We start from the raw sequence: 25,072 nt of genomic DNA on the forward strand, positions 1-25,072 counted from the left end.
GTTGCCGCCGGGTGCCAGGACTTTCGATGACAGCTGATAGGGACACGGCCAGTTTTAAACTAGGTCTCTTTGTAACGTGGGTGCTTGCAACGAAGGTCATGACACCAGCGACTGGAACAACGCCATACCCATCTCGTTTTCTAGGAGCTCATCATGTCTCCGGAGCATTCCATCGACATATTCCTTGGGTTAGACGTCGGCAAATCTGAACACCACGCCTGCGCCTTAGACCGTGATGGCAACAAGGTCTTCGACAAACCGTTGCCTCAACTCGAATCCGAACTAGCAGGCGTTTTTCACCAGCTTCAGAAGCTTGGCACCGTGCTCGTGATCGTCGACCAACCCAACACCATCGGCGCACTACCGATTGCTGTAGCCCGGGACTGCGGTTGCGAAGTCGGATACCTGCCAGGTCTTGCGATGCGCAAAGCTGCAGATCTCTATCCGGGACGTGCAAAAACAGACAAACGCGACGCATTCATCATCGCCGACACCGCCCGCACAATGCCCCACACGCTACGTGCCGTCGACCGCAATGATGAGGTACTCTCCGCCCTAAAGATGCTGTCCGGCTTCGATGATGACATCGCCCGCGATTGCACTCGCACTGTCAATCGGCTTCGCAGTGTCCTCACCCAGATCTACCCCAGCCTGGAACGAGTTTTTGCTGGTAGCACCCTGACTCGCACGCCGATCCTGGAATTATTGATCCATTACAAGGGACCGCAGGGGCTAAAAAGAGCCGGATACCAACGAGTGTTGAACTGGATGATCAAGCGCACACGTAAAGACCCCACCCCGCTGGTAGACGACATTTTTACAGCGCTGAAAGCTCAAACAGTCACCGTGCCTGGAAGCGATGCCGCCGAGTTAGTAATTCCTCAACTGGCTGCAAACATCCAGGCCCTCAAAGAGCAACGAAACACCATTGCTGAGCAGGTTGAAGAGATGCTCGCTGATTTCCCTCTTTGTGAGGTCTTGATGAGTATGCCCGGAGTCGGCATCAAGACCGCAGCGCAGATCCTTCTTGCGATCGGTGATGGCTCCGACTTCGCTAGTGCTGGCCACTTAGCTGCTTATGCTGGAATAGCACCCGTGACTAGACGATCCGGTTCGTCGATCAGAGGTGAATTCCCGGCACGGTCAGGCAATAAACGACTGAAAAACGCCTTGTTCTACTCCGCATTCGCAGTTATCCGCAGCCACGAACCGTCACGGCGGTATTACGAACGCAAACGCGCTGAAGGAAAACGCCACAACGCAGCAGTCATCTGCCTGGCACGACGCCGATGCAATGTCATCTACGCGATGCTGAAAAACAAGGAGTTCTTCCGCGAAATCCCGCCACGCCCCGTCGCCGCATAAAGCCCCAAAGACGAAGCCGACCAGCACACGCTGGCCGGCTCCTAGGCACGCCTAAGAAACTACTCCCAAGACTGTGCTCGTCAACATCGGTCTGGCACTTGACAAAAACATAGGGACACCCCCCCAACTGCTAGATTGTCTCCATGCAGCAGATTCCACGCTTTGACCCCTGGATTGTTCGAGGAACAATCATCGCCCCGTGCGTTCTGGCGATTGCACAGCTTCTGTGGGTAATTGCCATTTCCGACCGACTACCGGAGCAGTTAGCAACGCATTGGAGCGGTAGCGGCACTCCCAACGGTTTCATGCCGCCAATTCAAAGCACATTGATTATGGCCATCATCGTCATCGCATGTGCGCAGATCGGTTGGCTCGGTGCAAAGACCAGCACGCCGCTTGTCGTGCGCAAGCCAATTGCAATAACCAACCTCGCCCTCTGCGGCTTCTTAATCGGCATTGAATTCGCGATTATCATCCCGCAGATCGGCACGACGGACCCTACGACCGCCCGAATCGGCTGGATCTATGCAATAGCCGGCGTCATCATCGGCCTAGTAGCGGCCCTGCTCGTGACGCGCCGCCTCAAGGACTACTCCTCGCTTACCGACGCCACGGTCACCGAGCCGACATCGCCACAGTTGCCCCATCGAGAAGGAGCCCCGACTCCCATCGATGTCAGTGTGGCCATCTCTAAGGGGGTCAAGGTCACCCTCGCAGTCTGGTGCGTGGTGTCTGTAGCGCTCGCAGTGTTCCTGCCAAGCCTCGGCATTGTTTTTCTGCTGTGCACGCCGCTATTCCTCATCGCATATGAAACCGGCATGACACTAGACACGGACCCGAAGACAGATTCCATTACCGTTTTTAACGGCTGTGGACCGCTGAAGATGAAACACCCCATTGAGCTTCGAACCATCAAATATGCGAAGCCGGCCACTTATAACTGGGCCGACGGTGGCGGTATTGGGCTTCGACTTGGCAATGATGGCCGCATCACCGTGGCGGCACGGTCAGGCGAGGCAGTCAAGATTGAGACCTCGGGGTCCGATTACACCATCGTCGTACCGGATGGAATGGCTGCGGCTGTCGCGGGTGAGATCAACAGCCGCATCGACGCTATGCGCCAATAGGCTATGCGCTAATAAATCAAGCGCTAACAGATCAGGAGCTAAAAGCCTGCCCTGCGCAGCGCGTCAGCCATGGAACCGCCGCCTCCACCGCGGTTGGCTCCACCGCGCTTCTTATTCTGGGAACCACGCTTTCGGCCGCCTCCACGGCCTTCTCCGCGACCGCCGTCACGCTTTGGCTTGGCATCCGAGGCGTCGTCGTCAAGCCTGAGCGATAGACCGATGCGGTTGCGTTCGACGTCAACGTCGAGAACCTTCACCTTGACCACCTCGCCCGAGCGGACGACCTCGTGCGGGTCGGAGACGAAACCGCGGGCCATGTTGGAGACGTGGACGAGGCCGTCCTGGTGGACTCCGACGTCGACGAAGGCGCCGAAGGCCGCGACGTTAGTGACGGTGCCCTCGAGAATCATGCCGGGCTGAAGATCGGAGACCTTCTCCACGCCTTCCTTGAAGGTGGCGGTGACGAACTCGGGACGCGGATCGCGGCCGGGCTTGTCCAGCTCGGTCAAGATGTCCTGGACGGTGGGCAGGCCGATACCTGCGGACTCGTCGACGAAGTCTGCAGCACGCACCTTGGACAGGACACGGGAGTTGCCGATGAGCTCCTGGACACTAACGCCGGTCGAAGCGGCGATGGCATCGACGACGCGGTAGGACTCCGGGTGCACGGCGGAGGCATCCAGCGGGTTGTTAGCGCCGTGGATGCGAAGGAAGCCGGCGCACTGCTCGAAGGCCTTCGGGCCAAGACGCGGAACCTTCAGCAGCTCCTTGCGGGAGGTGAAAGCGCCGTTTTCGTCTCGGTAAGCGACGATGCTGTCCGCAACAGTCGAGGACACGCCAGCAACGCGACCGAGCAGCGGCGCAGAGGCGGTGTTGACCTCCACGCCGACAGCGTTGACGGCATCCTCGACCACGGCATCGAGAGAGTGCTCGAGCTTGGTCTGGGAAACGTCGTGCTGGTACTGGCCGACACCGATGGACTTCGGATCGATTTTGACGAGCTCAGCAAGCGGGTCCTGCAGGCGGCGGGCAATCGATACGGCACCGCGGAGAGATACATCCATGTCCGGGAACTCAGCTGCTGCCAGGGACGATGCGGAGTAGACGGAAGCACCGGCCTCAGAAACCACCACAGGGGTCGGCTTTTTGCCGCCGGCCTGAGCTATCAGGTCAGCGATTTCGCGGGCCAGGGTTTCGGTCTCGCGGGAAGCGGTGCCGTTGCCGATGGCCATGAGCTCCACGCGGTGCGTGGCGCAGAGAGTGGCCAGTTGCTCCTTGGCGCCGGACCAGTCATTGCGCGGCTGGTGCGGGTAGACGATGGCAGTGTCGAGCACCTTGCCAGTGGAGTCGACAACGGCGCACTTAACACCATTGCGGTATCCCGGGTCCAGGCCGAGAGTGGCGCGCTGGCCAGCCGGTGCGGCCAGCAGCAGGTCACGCAGGTTACGGGCGAAGACATCCACGGCTTCGGCCTCGGCGCGCTCCTTCAGTCGAGTGCGGGCATCGAGGGCAGCGGACACCTCCAACTTGGTGCGCCAACCGAAACGAACGGCCTGGTCAATCCACTTGGAGGTACCGCCGTCGGGAAGCTCAAAGGCCTCACGGATCATGTGCTCGTAGGTCTCATCCTCACCCGCATCGATGTTGAGCGTCAGGATGCCCTCGGCCTCACCGCGCAGCACGGCCAACACGCGGTGGCTAGGCATGGTGTCCAGAGGTTCGTTGTGCTCGAAGTAGTCACGGTACTTCGCACCCGCAGTCTCCTTGCCCTCCACCACGGCAGCGGCGGCGGAACCGGAGGACCACACCTGCTCACGGACAGAGCCAACCAAATCAGCATCGGTAGCGAAGCGATCGACCAAGATGGCACGGGCACCGGTCAGAGCGTCCTTCGCATCCTTACCAGCTGCCTCGCCGTACTTAGTGGCCAGAGTCTCGGGGTCCGCGGCTGGGTCGGCCAGCAGCTCCTCCACCAGCGGTTCGTACCCGGCCTCACGTGCAATATCGGCCTTGGTCTTGCGCTTCTTCTTGTACGGCAGGTAGAGATCCTCCAACCGCGCCTTAGTGTCGCAGGCGAGGATGGCGGCCTTCAGGTCGTCGTTAAGCTTTCCCTGCTCTTCGATAGCGGCGAGAATCGTTTGCTTGCGATCTTCTAGCTCGCGCAGGTAGACGACGCGTTCCTCGATGAAACGCAGCTGTGTGTCATCGAGTCCGCCGGTTACTTCCTTGCGATAGCGGGCGATGAAAGGCACGGTGTTGCCTTCGTCGAGAAGCTTGATAGCGGCGGCGACGGCACTTTCGGCAACGTCCGCACCAGTGGCGGCGAGTTCTCGGGCAATTACTGATGAAATCACCCGGGCAACTTTACTATCGTGGAAGTACCAATTGGCGAACGCCCCACAGAAGGCTCGCAGTAATCACCGGAAAAGGAGCCCCATGAAGCAGAAACTCTGTGCCGAATACCTGCGCATTTCCGATGAGGAGGCAGCGCGGTTAGTTGAGGTCGCAGCACCTGCGGCGACCAGCGACGGCGGCACGGCGGGGCTTGTTACCGACGGCGCGGAGAAGATTATCCTGCAGCACTTCGTCGACGTTCCGGACGAAGATGCCCTGGACATCGACACGGACTGGGAGTCCCTGCTGCGCACGTTGACCGGCAATCCCATCGACGGCCAGGCACTCGGCGACCCGCTGGCGGAGGCCATCCTCGGTGCCGACCGCGTCTGCCGCAAGCCGCTGTCTGCAGTCATCCGCGCCGATCGCGTCGGCGACGTGCACCAGACGCTGGCAAGCATCGATCTTGCCGCCCGCATCACGGACAATGGTTCGCTTATCGACGAAGCCACTGCGACACAGCGGTACCGCGAACTCGTGGCCTTCTACGAGGAGACTAAGGCAGCGCGTAGCGCCGTGCTCGTGGCCATCTCCTAAGAACTAGCAGCGCAACTGCTAAGCCGATAACTCCGGCGATGAGGCCGCCGATAACATCGGTGAGCCAGTGCGCCCCGACCCACACGCGCGACAGTGCCACAGCGCCGATAAGCGCGATGATGGCCAGGTCGAGCAGCTTGCGGGCTGTGCGGCGCAATACGGGGATGGCAAGCTGCATCGCGGCCATGCCACTGGAGGTAACCGCTGCCACATGTGCAGAAGGAAACGCCGCATCGTGCAGGTTGACCAGTGAGAACTCCTCTCCCGGTCGGTCGCGGTCCAAAAACCACTTCATGGCATAAGTCACCGCAATTGACGAACCGAATGACGCCGGCAGTAGCAACGCCCACGCACGGAAGCGGAACCACAGGAGTGCCGCAGCAACAAGCGTGACCGGCGCGATGTAAATCGGCCGGATAATCTCGCTCAAAGCCAGCATCACACTATCGACGCGGCCATCCCGCGCCCCATGCAGGTCACTGACCCAGCCCGCAAACGACTGATCCATACTCCCCGCCAGCTGCGTCTGAGTGAACCACGCCAGCGCCCCAAGGACAGCTAGCCAACCAATGACGTGCCGAGGTCGCGCAATTCGAACACGTGCCACTAGCAGTTCTCCTCGGTTACTTCCCCAATGACTCCCTGGATTATTTCCCGGTCACGGGCGCTGAGGTCGACGTCGGCAAGCAAATCGGGACGACGTTCGGCCGTGCGGATGAGCGATTGGTCGCGCCGCCAACGGTCCACCAGCGCGTGATTGCCGCTGAGGAGAACGTCCGGCACTGTCAGTCCACGCCACTCGCGCGGCTTGGTGTAGGACGGCCCTTCGAGCAGACCGTCAGAGAAAGAGTCCTCCTCGTGGCTTTTGCGATTGCCCAACACACCCGGGATCAACCGCACGACGGACTCCGCAATCACCAGCACCGCCACTTCCCCGCCGATCAGCACATAGTCCCCAATAGAGACCTCACGCACGCGGTAACGATTAGCGGCATCATCAATAACTCGCTGGTCGATGCCCTCGTAGCGCCCGCACGCGAACACAATGTGCTCCTCGTGTGAGAACTCCTGCGCCATCTGCTGCGTAAACGGCTCGCCCGCCGGGGTCGGGACGATCAGCAGGGGCTTCGCTGAATCTTCTTCGCTTAACGACGGCACTTCCGCTGCAGCATAGGAAGATTCCTCGACCAAGCCCAGTTTCTGATCATGGCGGACATTGTCCAAATGTGGCACCGCGGACGTGAGCGACTGCTCCGCTTTCAGCGTCGCCACCTCGTCGAGGGCGGGGCCCCAGACATCCGGCTTCATAACCATGCCGGGGCCACCGCCGTAGGGCGAGTCATCCACGGCTTGATGTACACCTGGCGCCCAGTCGCGCAGGTTGTGCACTCCGACACTCAAAATGCCCTGCTCAATTGCCTTGCCCAGCAGCGCATGACGCAGTGGCTCGAGGTACTCCGGGAAGATTGTGACTACATCGAGACGTAAGCTCACAGCTCCAACAGTCCTTCCGGCGGGGTGATGGTGACAGTAGAATTCTCAAGGTCAACTTCCGGAACGATGTCCTCTACCAGAGGGATGAGTACCTCCCGGGCCCCGTCGTCAAGCGTGACTTCAAGGAGACGATGAGCGGGCGCGCGGACGATAGAAGTGACCTCGCCTATATCGGTGCCGTTATGGACTACGCGCAGGCCTTCAAGTTCAAAGTCATAAAAGTCCTCGTCTTCGAAGACGGGCTCGGCATAAAACTTCATACCCCGATGACGCTCGGCCTCATTGCGGCCCGGAATCTCCTCGAAGCGAATCAGCAAACGCCCCTGGTGCGGGCGTGCCGTTTTCACAGTCAGCTGTTCCTCACGGCCGGCCTGTACACCCAACAGCGTGGCCCCGACTGCGAAACGCCCTTCCGGATCATCCGTTGTCGCATCGACGACGACTTCCCCGCGCACACCGTGGGGCTTGATCACTCGGCCAATAAGCACCATGTCAGCTACCGACACGCGCACACTCCCTCTCTTATAAAGGCTCTGTAAAACACCCTGCGTAAAGCAAAAAGGCGCCACCCAACACTTCGTCTTGAAGTATAAGGTAGCGCCCGGATTAGCTAAGCGGCGTACTCAGCGTCCTTATTACTCGGCGTCCTCGGAAGCCTCGGACTCAGCAGCCTCAGCCTCGGCAGCCTTTGCGGCCTCCTCAGCTTCCTTAGCAGCCTTAGCTGCTTCCTTGGCCTCGCGGCGCTTAGCGGTGATGGCCTCAGCGGACGGGCCATTGTTGGCCTCTTCCAGAGCCTTGTTGAACAGCTCGAGCTTGGTCGGCTTCGGCTCAGCAACCTTCAGAGTGCCCTCTGCACCCTCGAGGCCCTTGAACTTCTGCCAGTCGCCGGTGACCTTCAGCAGAGCCAGAACCGGCTCGGTCGGCTGTGCACCGACGCCCAGCCAGTACTGAACGCGCTCGGAGTCAATCTTGATGATCGACGGCTCTTCCTTCGGCTGGTAGATGCCCAGGTTCTCAATGACCGCACCGTTGCGACGGGTACGAGCATCAGCAACGACGACGCGGTACTGAGCAGTACGAATCTTACCCAGGCGCTGCAGCTTAATCTTGACTGCCATGAGGAGTTCCTCTTTCTTCTATGTCACTGGACAATACTTATGCATCCGAGCTCACGAGTAATTACTAACGAAGTGCCTCGGACCGGTTTTGCCCTTGGGATATTTACACTGCGCGTGACCACCGGGCGGCCGTGGCCGGATCCGATGAATTCGCAGTCGTGCCTCAGCTGAGGATTCTCATTGAGACAACTCGAGGTATGTTACCAGCAGTTTTTGGAAATTAACAAAACTGCGCACTCGAAACGCTGCATACCCACTAATGCTGAACGTCGTTGACAGTGCGGTAACGTAACATTCTATGAAAACCACCGGCACCCAATATAGGTATGACTTGGACGGACTACGGGGCATTTCGATTGCCCTCGTAGTCCTTTTCCACGTTTACGTCGGCCGCGTTTCCGGTGGTGTGGACGTATTCCTCTTGCTCTCCGGGTTTTTCTTCTTCGGCGCGCAGTACCGCAATGCCATCAATCCCCGGCAGTCCATCAATCCATGGTGGAGCATCTGGCGCACGCTGCGTCGCCTAATCCCGACACTAGTGCTGGTCCTCTTTGCGACAACCCTGTTTGTCATTTACTTCATTCCATCGCTTCGCACGATCGACATTGCCCAGCAACTCCGCGCCAGCCTGCTCTACTACCAAAATTATGAACTGGCACTCCAGGGCTCGGACTACGCAGCCGCAGAGAGCGAAACCTCCCCACTGCAGCACCTGTGGTCAATGTCGGTACAGGGCCAGTTTTATCTCGGCTCCATTTTGCTCATCTCCCTACTCGCCTGGATGACGCGCTCACCCCAGATTGTCGGCGCGGTTACCTCACCGGTGGAGGCGAAGCGCACCGACGCTACCGGCGGTAAACTCCGCCGAATCCTCACCCCTTTGCTGGCAGTTATCACTCTCGGCTCGCTTGCCTATGCCTTCTATATGCACTCCGAAAACCAGGGCTGGAACTACTACTCCACTGTCAGCCGCCTCTGGGAACTCTGCCTCGGCGCACTACTCGGACTGATTCTTGTCCGGGGCTCCATCCCCATGCCCAAGCCACTTCGAGTGCTGTTAGCCAGCATCGGCCTCGCACTGGTAGTCTCCACCGGTTTCATCTTCGACGGCGCCGCACAGTTCCCAGGCCCTTGGACCCTATGGCCCCTCGGTGGTGCTGCGCTGATTATTATCGCCGGCCCTGAGGCGGGCTGGATCTCCAAGTTCCTGGCCAGCCGCCCAATGCGCGAAGTAGGCCAGAGCGCCTACGCGCTCTACCTGTGGCACTGGCCTCTTCTCATCCTGGCCATAAACTACCTCAACCGCGATACTCCGGGGCTGAAACTTGGCACCACAGTGATCGTCGTTTCCTTTATTTTGGCCAAACTCACCAACAAGTATGTCGAGCAGCCGCTGGCTCAATCGACTCGCCGACCGACCCGGACTCAGCCCGTCGTTGGCGATGCAATCCACGCAATGAAGCATCGTCGCCCGGCTCGTCGTCTAGCGGCAGTCGGCACTGTTGTCGTCATTGCGTTGGTCGGCATGTCCAGCCTTGTCAACGTGCAACAGGTGCGCGTCGATCGCGCCTCCGCCACCAGCCTAGATCCAGAGGTCTATCCAGGTGCACTCGCGCTTACCGACGGGTACGAGGTCCCCAAGGCAGCCACAAAGCCGAATACCGATTTCATCACGGACCTTTGGCCGGAACCTGCCCTCGATGGCTGCCTTGCGACAGGCGGTGAGGACGTCGGATACTTCCCGCCGAATCGCCGTTGGCGCGATGAGACCCAGCCGTGTGTCTACGGTGATGCAGATGCTAGTGAATCGATTGTCATCGTCGGCGGCTCGCACATGGAACATTGGTTTGCCCCGATTGATGCCTACGGCAAAAACAACGGGTACCGAGTGGTGGTTCTTCTCCGACAAGGCTGTCCAGCGACCTTAGAACCGATCCACGGAGTCGGCGATATCTGCGTGGCCTGGACTTTCGAGGCTCTGCAGAAAATTGACGAGATTCAGCCAGAGATGGTTTTCACCACTGCAACCAGACCCTTGTTCCAGGCGGACCCACCGCAGCCCGGCGACTACACACCGGATGGTTACGTTTCGTTTTTCGCTGCTCTGCAAGAACGCGGAATTGATTTCTTCGCCATCCGCGATAACCCATGGGCGCTACGGGAGGACTTGGACCAATTCTCCCCCAGCGTATGCGAAGAAGCGGAAGAAGACTGCACTATCCACCGCAAAACTGCCCTAAATGCAGAAAATCCCGCTGAGGAGATTCTTGCGAACTTCCCCAACGGGCACAGTCTAGATTTCTCCGACATCTTCTGCGGTCCGACCACCTGCCGTAAAGTTATTGGCAATATCTACGTCTACCGCGACAGCAATCACATCACCGATGAACTAGCGGCCACTTTCAGTCCTGAAATGGACCGCCAGATTCAGAAGGCTCTGCGGGACTAGCTACTTCTAGTCCCCGCTACTTCTTGCCCTGTCCGAAGTCGAGATTGTTGAGGTCAAAGTCCTCCATACCTTCTGGCAGCTGATTACCCATCTGCTTCTGCAGCTTCTGCAGTTCAGCCATGCTAGGCATACCCGGCATGCCCTGCATACCTGGCATTCCAGGCATACCGGGCATTCCGCCACCGCGCATTGCCTTCGGCGGCGTTGGACCACGGTTAGCGCCCTTGCGCTTATTCTTGCCCTTGCCCTTTCGACCACGCTTGGCCTTGCGGTTCGATGGGCGACCACCGCCCATACCAAATCGGCCGGCCATCTGCGCCATCATCTTCCGCGCCTCATTGAAACGCTCGATGAGCTGGTTAACCTCTGAAACGGACACACCGGAACCGTTGGCGATACGACGACGTCGTGAAGCATTCAAAATCTTCGGATTCTCGCGCTCTTCCGGAGTCATACCGCGGATAATCGCCTCGATGCGGTCAAGCTGCTTTTCGTCGACCATTTCCGCGGCCTTGGACATTTCCGCGCCGCCGGGGAGCATCTTGAGGATGTTGCCGATTGGGCCCATCTTGCGGACCATCATCATCTGCTCGAGGAAGTCCTCGAGAGTCAGCTCGCCGGAACCAATCTTCTGGGCGGACTTGGCAGCCTGCTCATGATCGATTTCCTTGGAAGCGACCTCAACCAACGTCTTCAGGTCACCCATGCCCAGGATGCGGCTGGCCATACGGTCTGGGTGGAAGACGTCAAAGTCCTCCAACTTCTCGCCCGTGGAGGCGAACAGAATCGGCTTACCGGTGACCTCACGGATAGACAGTGCAGCGCCACCGCGCGCGTCGCCATCGAGCTTGGTCAGTACAACGCCGGTGAAGTCAACGCCGTCTCGGAAGGCCTTGGCGGTCTCTACCGCATCCTGACCAATCATGGAGTCGATGACAAACAGAACTTCATGCGGGTTGATGGCATCGCGAATGTCGCGAGCCTGCTTCATCAGAACCTCATCGATACCCAGGCGACCTGCGGTATCGATAATCACCACATCGTGGCGATGCTGGCGAGCATAAGCGAGGCCACGGAACGCGGCGTCAACTGGGTTGTCCTCGCTGGTGCCCATTTCATGGGTGGAATCGAGGCTGGTGCCCGGGAACGGTGCGAAGCACGGCACGCCTGCACGCTCAGCGACAATTTCCAGCTGCTGCACCGCACCTGGACGCTGCAGGTCACAGGCGACGAGGACCGGGGTGTGCCCCTGATCCGTGAGGTACCTGGCCAATTTACCGGCCAAGGTGGTCTTACCAGCGCCCTGCAGACCGGCCAGCATGATAACTGTTGGTGGCTGCTTCGACATATTCAGCCGTCGAGTCTCGCCACCGAGGATGTTAATCAGTTCCTCATTGACGACCTCAATAATCTGGTTTGCCGGGTTGACAGTCTGGCTGCCAATAATTTCGTTAGCGCGTTCCTTGATGCGCTTGATGAAGGTACGGACAACCTCGAGGGAGACATCGGCTTCCAGAAGAGCCAGCCGAATCTCGCGGGCGGTGGCGTTAATATCCGCCTCAGTCAGGCGGCCCTTCCCGCCCAGCCCCCGCAGGGCACCCGTCAAACGATCGGAAAGAGACTCAAACAAGTTTCCAGCTCCCCTTTTGCCTTGTTTTTTCTTAACTGTTCTACCGTACCCGCTGGATACTCCATTTGGCACATATCTACAGCTTCGCCTATCGACAACGATTGCAGCCCACCCACCCTAAATGCCCCGATTCGGGTGTAACCAATAGGAAGTAAAAAATAGCAATAGGACGAAGCTCTTTTATTCTCAAGGACGTTAGATTACTGTTCGTTATTTTAACGTGACAATTAAACGAGCCTCCAGATATGAATGCCCTACTGCATAAAGAACGTTTATCCAACCCAGTTACCACCAGCTAGGTAACAGAAAGATAACGCCAGTGGCTAGCTTTTGCTAAGGCCACCCTTAGTAAGAACCTCCCCCGGAATGGTGTAAGCCAAATAGCAAACCGGCGGCATTGCAGCAGGTCAAAGCACGCCACTGCGCACCTGATGTTATTCCTATAACTACCTCCAATACCGTTCATATATCAACCAGTTTATGGTTAATCATGAACCTAGTTAACCGCAGTTGGCCTGGTTTTATTTTCCGCCGTGCACGATGAGGGATGAACGGCGAAATCATATTCATTGGTCTCTGACCGTTTGACTCCTTGAGAGGTTTTCATGAAGAAGTTCACCACGGCTATCGCCGCCGCTGCCTTCTCCGCCAGCATGATTGCAAGCGCAGGCACCGCTACTGCACAGATTCCGGACTCAATGCCGACCGAGTGCCCCGCCGGCCAGCACTTTGAAAACGTCGGAGGCACCTTCCAGTGCGTCGCAGACCAGCCTGAGCAGGATTCCACTGACGGAATTCCGGCCCCAATGCCGGACAAGTGCCCAGACGGGCAGCACTTTGAGAACGTCGGCGGAACCTTCCAGTGCGTCGCGGACCAGGAAGCTCCTAAGCCCGAAACACCGGGCGACAATGAGTCCCAGCCGGGCGACCTGGGAAACCCAGGCATTTCTGATAAGCAGTGCCCGGAGGGCGAGCACTTCGACATGAGCAAGCCAGTCCCAGGCAACCCGAACGTCTTCGGTGTCTGCGTCAAGGACGAGGCGAAGCCGGACACTGACAAACCAGGCACGGACAAGCCGGACACCGAGAAGCCAGGCAAGGACGGCAAGGACGGTAAGCCGGGCAAGGACGGCAAGGATGTCAAGGTAAACGTTGACATCAAGATCTCTGCTGAGTGCAAGAACGAAAACAAGTGCACGAAGGAAGAGAAGAAGGCCAAGGAAAAGGCCGAGAAGAAGGCTTCCGAGTCCAAGAAGACGACCTCTTCCGAGAATGTAAAGAAGGTTTCGGACTCCAAGAAGTCTGAGCAGAATACCTCGGAGTCCAAGAAGGCTTCTTCGACTCAGAGCACTGGCCTGGCAGCCACCGGCGTTGACGCCACCACCCTGGGCGGAGCCGCTCTGGTTCTCCTTGTCGGCGGTGTCGCCGCTACCCGCATCGCCCGCAAGAACCGCTAAGAAGCTTGGGGTTCTACCCCGGTAACGAAACATAAAATGCTCCTGATGCCTATTTAGCATCGGGAGCATTTTTGTGCGCCATACCTCCGAAAAGTCATAGCTCCTATAGCCCGAAGCATAAAACCTCACAGGCACCGATTTTTTACCGAACCTCTACGCCCCATCCACCTTTCACCACCCGACACAATCAGGTACCACGCTTCGCTAGCGAAGACAGAAAAGCCCCCTACCGAGTCGACAGTGACTGGTTCTATAAACGCCCTACCCACAACGGGTGTACACACTCAGCGTTGTAAATATAAGTTCCCACTTCCCCTTACTGGGGTTTGGACAAGTCAACAATTTCTCTTTACCCCCCCTTCCCAAACCCATACCACCAAAGACTGTAATTAGTTATTAGAATCAAAAGTGTGAACAGTGTTCCCCTTTAAGTCCTTTGATTGCAGGGCTTTCCTATAGACATTGTGAGGTTTCCAAATGAAGAAGCTCTCTTCGACCATGGTGGCCGCTGCCGCTTCAGCCGGCATGCTCATCGGCGTTGGCGCCGCCACCGCACAGATTCCTGACCCCGCCCCGTCGGAATGCCCCGCCGGTCAACATTTTGAAAATGTTGGCGGTACTTTCCAGTGTGTAGATGACGCTGCAAATCCGGATCCAGGAGGTTCATCTAACGATGGCATCCCACCGGGCGTTGAGGACACCCAGACCTGTCCCGACGGTTCCCCGCGTGACATGAGCAAGATTGACCCGGCAACCGGGGCTTACGGTGCTTGTGGCACTTCAGATGATTCCGGCCCAACTCCGGAGCCTGATGAAGATGCCCCAGAAAATGACGGAATTCCGCCGGGAGTCGACGACACCGCAACGTGCCCCGACGGTTCCCCGCGTGATATGAGCAAGATTGACCCGGCAACCGGAGTCTACGGCTACTGTCCGACCTCCGATGACGAAACTCCGGGCGACGATGAAAACCCAGGTGACGAACAGCCCGGGGAGGACGAGAATCCTGGGGAGGAAAATCCAGGCGACAAGCCCGACACCCCTAAGAATGACGGTAAGCAAACCGGGACCAAGAACACTGGGCTAGCAGTCACTGGTGTTCAGGCGACTGCCCTCGGCGGTGCCGCTCTTGCACTCTTGGTCGGTGGCGTGGCAGCTACCCGCCTCGCACGCAAGAATTCTAAGGATTCCTAGCACAACTCTCCGCTAGATTCCTAGCACCTCAACATTAAAGGCCCCGGAGCCCCGCGTATCCTCTACAGAAATCTACGCGGTGGCTCCGAGGCCTTTATTTTTGCCGGGGGCAACGGGCGACGCTGTACTCACCAATCGATGGAAAATTCACTCATCGATGTTAGTTACTATTTGCGGCCGCCGAGCAGTGCGTCTACGAAGCTCTCCGGCTCAAACGGCGCCAGGTGGTCAGCACCTTCACCAAGGCCAACCAACTTCACCGGCACACCGAGCTCGTTTTGCACCTGGAATACAATGCCGCCCTTCGCGGTACCGTCCAGCTTGGTCAGGGCAACGCCGGTGATGTCTACTACATCCCGGAACGTACGAGCTTGCAGTAGACCATTTTGGCCAACCGTCGCGTCCAAAACCAGGATGACTTCGTCAACCTGAGCCTTCTTCTCCACCACGCGCTTAATCTTGTCCAGTTGGTCCATCAGACCGACCTTGGTGTGCAGGCGGCCGGCGGTGTCGATGAGCACCACATCAGCGCCGGACTCGATACCGTGAGCAACTGCCTCAAATGCAATAGAAGCAGGATCGGCGCCTTCAGCGCCGCGAACGGTCTCCGCGCCAACGCGTCGCCCCCAGGTCTCCAGCTGGTCGGCTGCAGCAGCACGGAAGGTATCCGCTGCGCCGAGAACAACACGGTGGCCACCGGCGACCAGTACACGAGCCAGCTTGCCCGTCGTCGTGGTCTTACCTGTGCCGTTGACACCGACTACCAGAATCACTGCGGGCTTGCCCTCGTGCGGAAGTGCGCGGATGGAGCGGTCCATCTCAGGCTTGCACTCCTCAATCAACACCTCACGCAGCAGGGCGCGCACTTGCTCTTCCGTGCTCACCTTCTGGCTGGCAATACGCTCGCGCAGCTTATCGACGACACGCTGCGTCGCAGCCGCACCGAGGTCAGCCATAACCAGGATGTCTTCAACCTCTTCCCACGCGTCCTCATCAAGGTCACCCGCGCCCAAGATGCCGAGCACAGACTGGCCAATTGCATTCTGCGACCGTGACAGACGACCGCGCAGGCGGCCCAGACGTCCCTCAGCCGGGTCGATGGAGTCAATCTGCTGTTCTGCTTCTGGCTCTGGCGTCGGCTCCGGCGCAGCTTCCGGCTCCGGCTCTGGCGTCGGTTCTGGTTCGGGAGTCGGCTCCGGCTCCAGCTCCGGTTCAGGAGCAGGAACTACCTCTACCTCAGGCTCTGCTTCGGGCTCTGGTTGTGGTTCCGGCTCGGGCTCTGATTCCTCTTCCCCGGCCGTTGGCAAATCGATTGGGATTTCCCGCATTACGCGGTCATAATCCCCCTCCATTTCGGTGGGGTTATCCGGAATAACCAGTCGACCTTCTGGTTTCAGCAGTGAACCGTCCGGCTGATCGGCAGGTATATCAGCCTGCTTTTCCTCTGGCTCCGGGGCCTGCTTTTCAATCGGCTTTTCCGCCGGTTTCGGCATCGGTTTTTCAACCGGCTGCTTCTCGCGGGTATCAGTCCCACCACCGGCCGGAGCGAAGTTAAAACCACTAGTGGCCTGGTAATTTCCAGACTTCTCCTGCTGGGTGAGTTCCTTAGTATCTTCCTTCGCAAAGGAAATGCGCTGGTTCTTCCTGCGGACATAGCCCACAACAAAGAGCAGCGCGATAATAACGACAATCGCGACGACAAGGAGTATCCACTGAGTTGGAGTCATAACTCTCATTATGCAGTATCAACGACTCTTCCTCACTTACTCCGCGCTTACTCCGCTCCTGTCGACGGAGTTGCGGATGCCGGTGACATTCGCTGCGAGATTACTCGAGTCACACCATCGCCCCGCATGGTCACGCCGTAGAGCACATTCGCAACGTCCATTGTTGGCTTCTGGTGCGTAATGACAATCAGCTGACTGGTCGCGCGGAGTTCCTCGAGCAGCGCAATAAGGCGACGCAGGTTAACGTCGTCAAGCGCGGCTTCCACCTCGTCGAGTACGTAAAAGGGACTCGGGCGCGCGCGGAAAATAGCGACGAGCATTGCCAGCGCCGTCAGCGACTTCTCGCCGCCGGAGAGCAACGACAGCCGCTTAACCTTTTTGCCCGGCGGGCGGGCTTCAACCTCGATACCTGTCGTGAGCAGGTTGTCCGGCTCGGTGAGAACCAGTCGTCCGTCGCCGCCCGGGAAAAGCGTTTGAAAGACTGCGGGGAATTCTGCCTCGACATCGTTCCACGCGTCTGTGAAGAGCTGCAGGATCGTGGCATCGACTTCCTCGACAACATCGGTGAGGTCCTGGCGGGCCTTGAGGACATCATCGAGCTGCGTGGATAGGAAAGAGTAGCGCTCCTCCATCGCCTTATACTCCTCCAGCGCCAACGGGTTGACGCGGCCGAGCACACGCAGATCCTTCTCCGCCTGTTTGAGCTGCTTCGTCACGGCTGCGCGGTCGAAGTTCTCATCAGGAGCAAAGTCCGCGAGCAGGTCATCGACAGACAGCCCCAACTGGTCGACGATGCGCTCTGCAGCCTCGGTCACGCGGACCTGCGCCTGCGCACGGGCGATGTCGCCCTGGTGCGCGGAATCCGTTAGCTGTGCCAGCTCACGTTGCGCCGCATTTGCCTCCGTCCGGGCCGCTGATAGTGCCTGCGACACTGTCTTCTTCTGCGCCTCGGCATCGTCGCGATCGGCCTCTGCCCGCGCCAACGACACGTTGACCTTCGCATGCAAATCCTCAGCCAGCTCCGCGACAACTTCTGCCAATTCGCGCTGGGCAACCTTCGCCATCTGCGCCTGCTCATGGCGGGCCTTCGCTACGCGCTCCGATGCAGCCTGGCGACGGAGCCGCTCGGCCTTGCCTCGTACACTCGACAGTCGCTCCTCTGCCGTACGCAGCGACAGACGCGCCTCTGTTTCCATGGCGCGCACAGCCGTCAGCGCCTCCGAGGCACGGTCACGTTCGCTTGTCGACGGTTCCCCCTCCTCGGGGTCACGGTCAACGCGAGCTAAGCGGTCTGCGACCACCGCCAACTCCTTCTGGAGCTTCGTTACTCGGTCCGCGGCTTCGGCTCCGCGCTGCTCAGCGCGTTCGGCATCATGCACCACGCCGGACAGCTGCGCTGTGGCCCGAGTTCGGGCATCCGTGAGGACCTTCATACGACTCTGGTGTTCACGCAGCGCAGCACGGGCGGCCGCCGCGTCCGTGCGGCGGTCCTCTTCTTCGGCCTGTGCACCGGAGAGCACACCACCGAGGTCACTCAAACGCACCTGTGCTTCTGCTAGTTCTTCGCGAGTCTTAGCAATGTCGGCGGCGATTTCCACACCTGATGCAGTGCCACCAGCACCGCCAGCTACCCAACCAGAGCCACGCAGCACACCATCGCGGTCAACAACGCGCAGTCGAGTATCCTGGGTCACCAGCTCACGGGCGACGTGCTCGTCGTCGCAGGCCACGACGTCAACGAGCAGAGAGGTCAACGAACCCGAAAGCTCCGCGGGCACTGTCACATGATCGAGCAGCCAGGATGCCTGTGCGGGCAGAGTGATGTCCAAGCGCCAAGAGTCGGATGCATCCGCAGAATTGATAACAACGGCACTGCCCTTGCCCGTGGCCACAAGCTCGTCGATAAGCGAATCTCCACTGCCCTCGCTGACCAGTGCTTCGGCGGCCGCGCCGAGGGCGGCAGTGAGCGCTTTTTCCCAGCCAGCGTCGACATCGATGACTTCAGAGAGAACGCCGAGTTCGTGTTTTTCACGTAGCCACGCGGTGCCGTCGTTGGCAGCGGCGGTGCGGGCGGTCTCCAGAGCTTCGATGCGGGCGGACAGACCTGAGACACTGCGTTCGAGGTCGCGCTCGTCAGCGCGGAGTTCTTTCAACCGTGTAGAGGCCAGCTCTGCTTCCCGGTTGGCCTGTTCATAAGCACTCTGCAGCTCGGGACCTTCGAATTCGGCCTCGGCTAGTTCCTGCGCGGCGTTTTCCACGGCTTCGGTGGCATCGGCACGGCGTTCGTCGGCCTCATTGGTTTGCTCGGCAAGGCGTGCAGCTTCGGCTTCGGCGGCTTCCAAGCGGGTGCGCAGAGATTCTTCTGCGGAAATGAGACGAACCACGCCTTCGCGACGGTCGGCGATTGCGCGAACGGCCGCGAGGTGCTCCGCTTCGGCTTCACGGAAAGTCTCCTCGGCGTCGAAGAGCGTTTCGCGGATTTCCTCCAGTTTTTCGCGGGCCTCTGCCTCAGCCTCAGCGAGCGTGGCTTCTTCGGTGGCGGCGTCGTCGGCCCTCTGCTCCAGGAAGTCCGGGTCTGGGCCTACCCACGGAGCGACGGAGTGGTCGGCCGCGCGATCGGCGGCGATGCGGGCCGTCGCTTGAATACGCTCACCGAGTGCGGAGAGACGAAACCACAAATCTCGGGCAGCATCGGCAGCTGGAGTGATGTCCTCCAGTTCGGCTTCGAGTTCTGCAGTGCGCTCAGCGGCAATCTCGGCTCGCTCCGTGGCGGCCTCCACCTTTTCCTCAATGAGCTTGGCTTGACCAGCAATGTCATTGAGGCTGTCCTGCAAATCCACGAAGTCCGCGGCAGCCAAACGCAACTTGGCGTCGCGCAGGTCTGCCTGCACAGTCTGGGCGCGAGAGGCGGCCTCAGCCTGACGCTTCAGCGGTTTGAGCTGACGGGAAAGCTCACCTGTCAGATCCTGCAGACGGTCGAGATTGGCCTGCATCGACTGCAGCTTGCGCTGCGCCTTTTCCTTGCGACGGCGGTGTTTGAGCACGCCTGCGGCTTCTTCGATAAACGCACGACGCTCCTCTGGCCGCGATTCCAGAATCTGCGAAAGCCGACCCTGGCCGACGATGATGTGCATCTCGCGGCCAATGCCGGTGTCGCTGAGGAGCTCTTGGACATCCATGAGGCGGACGCGAGAACCGTTGATTTCGTACTCACTTGCGCCGTCGCGGTACATGCGACGCGTGACAGAGACTTCCTTATATTGAATGGGAAGTGCCCCATCGGAATTGTCGATGGTAAGAGTGACCTCCGCGCGCCCCAAAGGCTTTCGCCCGGAGGTTCCCGCGAAGATGACATCTTCCATTTTGCCGCCACGGAGGGTCTTGGCGGAATGCTCACCCATAACCCACGCGAGGGCATCGACGACATTCGACTTACCAGATCCATTCGGGCCGACAACTGCGCAGATGCCGGGCTCGAATTTCATCGTCGTCGCCGAAGCGAAGGATTTAAAGCCCTTCAGAGTCAGCGATTTCAAATACATGGGGCAATATCTTACCCGTAGTTACGGTTTGGAGCTGAATTACCCCAAGCACGCACCCTGTTACACAAGATTGTTTACACAGCGTTGTTTACACCACTGCCTGCTTGGCCGACGTGTAGGCCGACTCACCGTGCTGAGCGACGTCGATACCAGAATGTTCCTGCTCGCCGTGGATACGCCAACCGACGGTTGCCTTCAGGACTCGGGCAATGATGTACGTCAGCACGCCCGAGAACACAGCTGCGATGACAGCAATAATGATCTGGATGGCAAACAACTTCAGCCCGTCGATGCCACCGCCGGTAAGCAATCCGCGATCGTTGGCCAGCAGGCCAACACCAATCGTTCCCCACATAGCTGCAACCAGATGTAGACCAACCACATCCAGGGTGTCATCGAAGTTGAACTTGTACTTTAAGCCAACGCCCCAGCAAGCCAGCGCACCGCCGATATAGCCCAGAATGATCGAGGTCACTGGGTTCATATCTCCTGCGGCCGGAGTAATAGTCACAAGCCCTGCGATGACACCCGAAGCGGCGCCCAGCGAGGTGGGATGTCCATCACGAATACGCTCGAGTGAAATCCAGCCGAGCATACCCACGCACGCTGCCACCGTCGTATTCAGCCATGCCAGACCAGCGACACCGTCGGCCGCAAATGCCGAACCGCCGTTGAAGCCGAACCAGCCGAACCACAGCAGTGCAGCACCCAGCATGACGAGTGGCAGATTGTGCGGGCGATGCTGGCTGCCATCGATGGACTTGCGCTTACCGACGATAATCGCCAGCACCAAAGCGGCAGTACCAGCAGCAATGTGCACAACCGTACCGCCAGCGAAGTCAATTGGAGCGATCAATGCTTCACCGTCAGCGGTACCGAACAGCTTTGCCGACAGCCCCTCTGCCGAGTGGCTCAGCAGGCCACCGCCCCAGACCATGAAGGCCATTGGGAAGTACACCAGCGTCGTCCAGAAGCCGACGAAGATCAACCAGGTGGAGAACTTCACACGTTCAGCCAGCGCACCGGAAATCAGCGCCACCGAGATAGAGCAGAACGTGAGCTGGAACCCGATGTCGATGATGTTCGGGTACCCGTTCGCACCTGCGATGTAGTTGCCGTCACCATCCGTAATCGAGTTACGCAGACCGAAGAACTCGAATGGGTTGGCAAAAACACCACCGATCGACTGCGATCCGTAGGACATCGACCAGCCCCACAGCACGTAAATGGCACCGACAACGCCGACCGCACCAAAACTCATCATCATCATGTTGAGCACCGACTTCTGTCGCGACATGCCGCCATAGAACAGCGCGAGCGCCGGTGTCATCAGCAAAACCAACGAAGCCGAAATCAGCATCCACGCTGAGTTTCCAGACTGTGCAATTACTTCTTCAGGCGTCATATGTGCCTCCCCTGCCTGTCAGTAGGTAGTTATTAACTTAATCCACTCGCCTTTCGTATTTACGTATTCTTTTTCCCGGTTGCGTAGGTTTTTAGCGCTCTGAGACCTCTACAACGCACCAATCGACTACCTCAAGACACGAAAAATCCCCCGCCAACTGCGCAAAAACAATGACATAGAGCGAGGGATAGAACGTATTCGAATTTTTCGGATTCCTACACCGACATGGGGGGGGGAGGAAGGCAGTTGGCACCCGCTTAACGACGGTCAAACGTGCTCAATGCACCCTTCGGTTCCTGCCATAACGGCACCACTGCCGTCACATCGCCCGGAGTATTCGGCCCCTCAAGCCAAGCGAGCAAACTCTCACAGTCTGCCCGTGGCCCTTCAGCAACAACTAACACCCGACCATCCGGGTAGTTCTGGGCGTAACCAACCAACCCCAACTCCAGAGCCGTCGCGCGGGTGTACCAGCGAAAACCAACACCTTGAACACGACCGTGTACCCACGCGGTGAGGCGGACGTCGTTAAGCAACATCGGACTCACGCACTGTCATCGGGTCGGAACCGTCCCAGCACTCAATCTTGTCGTGGCCGCGGACGTTAGGCAGATCATCGCGGTGGAATACCGGATTAAGCCCCTTGGACTTCTGCTCGGAGTAATTCTTTAGTAGGGCGACAGCTACGCCGCCCAGCGGCAGAATGGCGATGATATTGATGGTGGCCATGAGTGCGGAGAAAGTATCTGCAAGCGACCAGACGAGCGGCACGGAACCGACAGCTCCGCCAATCACGCACAGGATGACCAGGACACGCACGGTGTTCAGGACAGCCTTGCTCTTTGACAGGAACGGGATATTCGCCTCGGCGTAGTAGTAGTTACCCACCAGCGAGGAGAACGCGAGGAAGAAGATGATAACCGTGACCGCGTGGATGGCCCACGTACCCACCTGCGCCGACAGCGCAGCCTGAGTTAACGCGGTGCCCTCCGCATCGCCGCCGAAGGTCGGATCGGACAACAGGATGATAACTGCGGTGATAGTACAGACGACCCAGGTGTCGAAGTAGACGCCCATCGTCTGGATGAGGCCCTGTTTGACCGGGTGCGACACCGACGCCGTAGCCGCCGCATTTGGTGTGGAACCCATACCGGCCTCGTTGGAGAACAGACCACGGCGAATACCCTGCATCATGGCGGTACCGACAGCGGCACCAGCGATCTCACGGATACCGAAGGCGTGCTCGAAGATGAGCTTGATCATGCCCGGCACTTCAGTGATATTGAGAGCCAGCACAATCAGACCGAGGATGATGTAGGCCACGGCCATGATCGGTACGACAATTTGCGTCACCGCCGAAATGCGCTGCACACCACCGAAGATGATGACGCCGGCCAAGATTGCCAGCACAATGCCGACGCAGAATTTAAAGATCGGCGTTCCCTGACCAGTCGACTCAGCCACAGCCGCCGTGATTGAGTTGGACTGCACCGCATTGAACACAAAACCGTAGGTCACCGTGATAGCGATGACGAAGAGCGACGCCATCCAGCGCCAGTTCTCTCCCAGCCCCTTGGTGATGTAGTACGCGGGCCCTCCTCGGTAAGAGTCCTTATCCCGCACCTTGTACAGCTGCGCCAGCGTCGACTCCACGAAGCTGGTAGCACCGCCAATCGCAGCGAGCAGCCACATCCAAAACACGGCACCTGGCCCACCCGTAGTGATTGCCACCGCCACACCTGCGACGTTACCGGTACCGACACGCGAGGCAGCAGAGATTGTGAAGGCCTTAAAGGCCGAGATGCCCTTGACCCCCTCGGAGATGTCAGACGGCTTTTCGGTAATTGCCTTGAACATCTCCGGGATGTACCGGAGCTGCACCACAATGGTCCGCCAGCAGAAGTACAGGCCTGCACCGCTGAGTAGCAGAATCATGAACAGCCAGTACTTGTCATTCCAGGCGTTGACCCAATCGGTCGCTTGTTCCATGAAGCTCATAAGGAAATTCTAGCGCTGACAGGTGGGACACAGATAACTCGATCTATTCCCAAATGGCAGACGGACAATTGCGCGCCCACACCTCGAGCACGGCTCCCCCGCTTGGCCATAGGCGTTCAAGCTCCGCTCGAAATAGCCACTTTCGCCGTTGACATGCACATATAACGCATCGAAGCTCGTGCCACCCGCCGCTAGCGCCCGCTGAAGTACCGCTTGCCCCTCGCGCAAAAGTTTCGCTAAACGACGGACCGAAAGGTCACACGCCGGCACGCGCCCATCGACCTTCGCTGCCCAAAGCATTTCGTCGGCATAGATGTTACCGATACCCGACACAATGTTCTGGTTGAGCAATACGGCCTTAATCGGCGAACGCGACTTCATCATGCGGTGTGCAAGTGCAACCACATCGACAGTTGGCTCCAATAGATCGGGCGCGATCTTGACTGCGGGTTCCGGAACAAAGCGACCGTGGGATTCGACCATTTCACAGGCCCAGACCCAACCAAAGGTGCGCTGATCGTTGAAGTTGATAAGGTGCCGAGCGCCGTCCGGCAGGGCTATGTCAAATGCGGCCCTGGTGTGGCGTCCGGGCAGCGTATCGGGCGTGTACGGAGCTTCCACACGCAATTGGCCGCTCATACCCAGGTGGATGGCAATTGCGGAGTCGTCGTCAAGCGTGAGCCACATGAACTTGCCGCGGCGATCCGTAGCGATAACCGTGCGCCCGCGCGTGCGACCGATAAACTCTGCGGCACCACCGGGTTGGCGCCGCACGGCACGAGCGTTGTAGACGAAAGTGTCCTCGATGCGGCCACCGACGACGTAAGCGTCGAGACCGCGGCGTACGGACTCGACTTCAGGAAGCTCGGGCATTATGCCAGTGCAGTATGCGCCTGATGCGCGGCGTGCATCTCGGCTTCCTTCTTCGTGGCGCCGGTACCGCTGCCCTTAACCACGCCGTCAACCAGCACGTCAACGTAGAAAGTTAGGTCATGGTCGGGGCCGGTGGTGCGCACGGTGTACTCAGCAGCCGGTAGTTGCTTGACCGCCAGGCGCTCCTGCAACAGCGTCTTCCAGTCACGACCGCGAGACTCCGTCGGGGCATCGTCAATCATCTGGTTAAACAGGCGAAGAACGGTCTCGCGGGCAACCTCAAAGCCATGCTGCAGGTAAATGGCACCCAGCAGCGCCTCGGTGGTGTCAGCGAGAATTGAGTGCTTATCCGCACCACCGGTGGCCTTCTCACCGCGACCGAGGAGAATGTGCTCCCCCAATCCGATACTGCGGGCCAGGTCAGCCAGCGCGTACATGTTCACGACACCTGCGCGCATCTTGGAAATATCCTGCTCAGCGCGGTCCGGGAAGCGACGGTAGAGTTCTTCAGCAACGCACATGCCCAGCACGGCGTCGCCCAGGAACTCTAGCCGCTCGTTATTGGTCAGCATGCCATTTTCATTCGCGAAACTGCGGTGGGTCAAAGCGAGCTTCAGGGACTCCTCTGATAGCTCAACACCGAGTTTTTCCAGCAGCGGGGCGTGATCGACGGCCTCGAAAGCCGCCTTTCTAGCCGCCTCACCGGTTAGCCGACGCTTGCGGCTCATCCGTTATATCTCCTTTAAAGTCTTCGTCTAAGTC

At 58.8% G+C, this 25,072-nt stretch carries 19 protein-coding genes; 6 read left to right on the top strand and 13 right to left on the bottom strand.

Annotated elements, in window-relative coordinates; translation table 11 throughout:
* The first annotated feature begins 153 nt into the window (after positions 1-153).
* Positions 154-1,365, top strand: a complete 1,212-nt coding sequence (locus ADB08_RS05190; protein ID WP_011273191.1) for an IS110 family transposase — start codon at positions 154-156, stop codon at positions 1,363-1,365.
* 143 nt (positions 1,366-1,508) lie between these two features.
* Positions 1,509-2,492: a DUF1648 domain-containing protein gene (locus tag ADB08_RS05195; protein ID WP_049171516.1), complete on the top strand. Its 984-nt coding sequence runs from the start codon at positions 1,509-1,511 to the stop codon at positions 2,490-2,492.
* Positions 2,493-2,530: 38 nt separating this feature from the next.
* Here the strand turns inward: ADB08_RS05195 and ADB08_RS05200 are convergent, their stop codons facing one another.
* On the bottom strand, positions 2,531-4,846 hold the full coding sequence (locus ADB08_RS05200) for a Tex family protein (protein ID WP_049171519.1): 2,316 nt from the start codon (positions 4,844-4,846) through the stop codon (positions 2,531-2,533).
* A gap of 82 nt (positions 4,847-4,928) precedes the next feature.
* Here ADB08_RS05200 and ADB08_RS05205 point away from each other — a divergent pair, with 82 nt between their 5' ends.
* Positions 4,929-5,423 (top strand): DUF1877 family protein, encoded by a 495-nt coding sequence (locus ADB08_RS05205; RefSeq protein WP_049171521.1) that lies wholly within the window; start codon positions 4,929-4,931, stop codon positions 5,421-5,423.
* On the opposite strand, the gene ADB08_RS05210 is transcribed toward ADB08_RS05205, so the two are convergent.
* The 4 genes from ADB08_RS05210 to rpsP all read right to left on the bottom strand — a co-directional run bounded on the left by ADB08_RS05210 (position 5,383) and on the right by rpsP (position 8,035).
* Positions 5,383-6,030, bottom strand: a complete 648-nt coding sequence (locus ADB08_RS05210; protein WP_049171524.1) for a phosphatase PAP2 family protein — start codon at positions 6,028-6,030, stop codon at positions 5,383-5,385. The two genes, ADB08_RS05205 and ADB08_RS05210, sit on opposite strands and share 41 nt — an antisense overlap.
* Positions 6,030-6,917, bottom strand: a complete 888-nt coding sequence (gene trmD / locus ADB08_RS05215; RefSeq protein WP_049171525.1) for a tRNA (guanosine(37)-N1)-methyltransferase TrmD — start codon at positions 6,915-6,917, stop codon at positions 6,030-6,032. Before trmD ends, ADB08_RS05210 begins: the two co-directional genes overlap by 1 nt.
* Entirely contained in the window at positions 6,914-7,408 is a 495-nt protein-coding gene (rimM, locus tag ADB08_RS05220; RefSeq protein WP_049171609.1) for a ribosome maturation factor RimM, read from the bottom strand. The genes trmD and rimM overlap by 4 nt, the downstream gene beginning before the upstream one ends.
* A gap of 144 nt (positions 7,409-7,552) precedes the next feature.
* The gene (gene rpsP / locus ADB08_RS05225) at positions 7,553-8,035 is read right to left on the bottom strand and encodes a 30S ribosomal protein S16 (protein WP_038628648.1); all 483 of its coding nucleotides are present in this window, start codon (positions 8,033-8,035) and stop codon (positions 7,553-7,555) included.
* 298 nt (positions 8,036-8,333) lie between these two features.
* Here rpsP and ADB08_RS05230 point away from each other — a divergent pair, with 298 nt between their 5' ends.
* Positions 8,334-10,484, top strand: a complete 2,151-nt coding sequence (locus tag ADB08_RS05230; protein ID WP_049171528.1) for an acyltransferase family protein — start codon at positions 8,334-8,336, stop codon at positions 10,482-10,484.
* 16 nt (positions 10,485-10,500) lie between these two features.
* Here the strand turns inward: ADB08_RS05230 and ffh are convergent, their stop codons facing one another.
* A complete protein-coding gene (gene ffh / locus ADB08_RS05235; RefSeq protein WP_048735500.1) occupies positions 10,501-12,114 on the bottom strand; it encodes a signal recognition particle protein in 1,614 nt (537 codons plus the stop codon).
* Positions 12,115-12,719: 605 nt separating this feature from the next.
* On the opposite strand from ffh, the gene ADB08_RS05240 reads away from it, so the two are divergent.
* Both ADB08_RS05240 and ADB08_RS05245 read left to right on the top strand, forming a co-directional pair.
* A complete protein-coding gene (locus tag ADB08_RS05240; RefSeq protein WP_049171532.1) occupies positions 12,720-13,571 on the top strand; it encodes a hypothetical protein in 852 nt (283 codons plus the stop codon).
* A 477-nt stretch (positions 13,572-14,048) separates the two neighbouring features.
* Positions 14,049-14,765 carry a hypothetical protein gene (locus ADB08_RS05245; RefSeq protein WP_049171534.1) on the top strand — a complete coding sequence of 239 codons (717 nt, stop codon included), beginning with the start codon at positions 14,049-14,051 and terminating at the stop codon, positions 14,763-14,765.
* A gap of 167 nt (positions 14,766-14,932) precedes the next feature.
* Here ADB08_RS05245 and ftsY read toward each other — a convergent pair whose 3' ends face one another.
* The 7 genes from ftsY to rnc all read right to left on the bottom strand — a co-directional run bounded on the left by ftsY (position 14,933) and on the right by rnc (position 25,038).
* On the bottom strand, positions 14,933-16,492 hold the full coding sequence (ftsY, locus tag ADB08_RS05250) for a signal recognition particle-docking protein FtsY (protein ID WP_049171536.1): 1,560 nt from the start codon (positions 16,490-16,492) through the stop codon (positions 14,933-14,935).
* A gap of 47 nt (positions 16,493-16,539) precedes the next feature.
* Entirely contained in the window at positions 16,540-20,034 is a 3,495-nt protein-coding gene (smc, locus tag ADB08_RS05255) for a chromosome segregation protein SMC (protein ID WP_049171541.1), read from the bottom strand.
* An 88-nt stretch (positions 20,035-20,122) separates the two neighbouring features.
* On the bottom strand, positions 20,123-21,439 hold the full coding sequence (locus ADB08_RS05260; protein WP_049171543.1) for an ammonium transporter: 1,317 nt from the start codon (positions 21,437-21,439) through the stop codon (positions 20,123-20,125).
* A gap of 257 nt (positions 21,440-21,696) precedes the next feature.
* Positions 21,697-21,978 (bottom strand): acylphosphatase, encoded by a 282-nt coding sequence (locus ADB08_RS05265; RefSeq protein WP_049171546.1) that lies wholly within the window; start codon positions 21,976-21,978, stop codon positions 21,697-21,699.
* Entirely contained in the window at positions 21,968-23,428 is a 1,461-nt protein-coding gene (locus ADB08_RS05270; RefSeq protein WP_049171612.1) for an alanine/glycine:cation symporter family protein, read from the bottom strand. The genes ADB08_RS05265 and ADB08_RS05270 overlap by 11 nt, the downstream gene beginning before the upstream one ends.
* Before the next feature lie 18 nt (positions 23,429-23,446).
* Positions 23,447-24,310 (bottom strand): bifunctional DNA-formamidopyrimidine glycosylase/DNA-(apurinic or apyrimidinic site) lyase, encoded by an 864-nt coding sequence (gene mutM / locus ADB08_RS05275; protein ID WP_049171549.1) that lies wholly within the window; start codon positions 24,308-24,310, stop codon positions 23,447-23,449.
* Complete coding sequence (gene rnc, locus ADB08_RS05280) at positions 24,310-25,038, bottom strand: ribonuclease III (RefSeq protein ID WP_049171552.1); 729 nt, start codon at positions 25,036-25,038, stop codon at positions 24,310-24,312. The genes mutM and rnc overlap by 1 nt, the downstream gene beginning before the upstream one ends.
* Between the last annotated feature and the right edge of the window lie 34 nt (positions 25,039-25,072).

It is taken from the genome of Corynebacterium sp. 239_CJEI, from assembly GCF_001055995.1.
Lineage (GTDB): Bacteria > Actinomycetota > Actinomycetes > Mycobacteriales > Mycobacteriaceae > Corynebacterium > Corynebacterium jeikeium_D.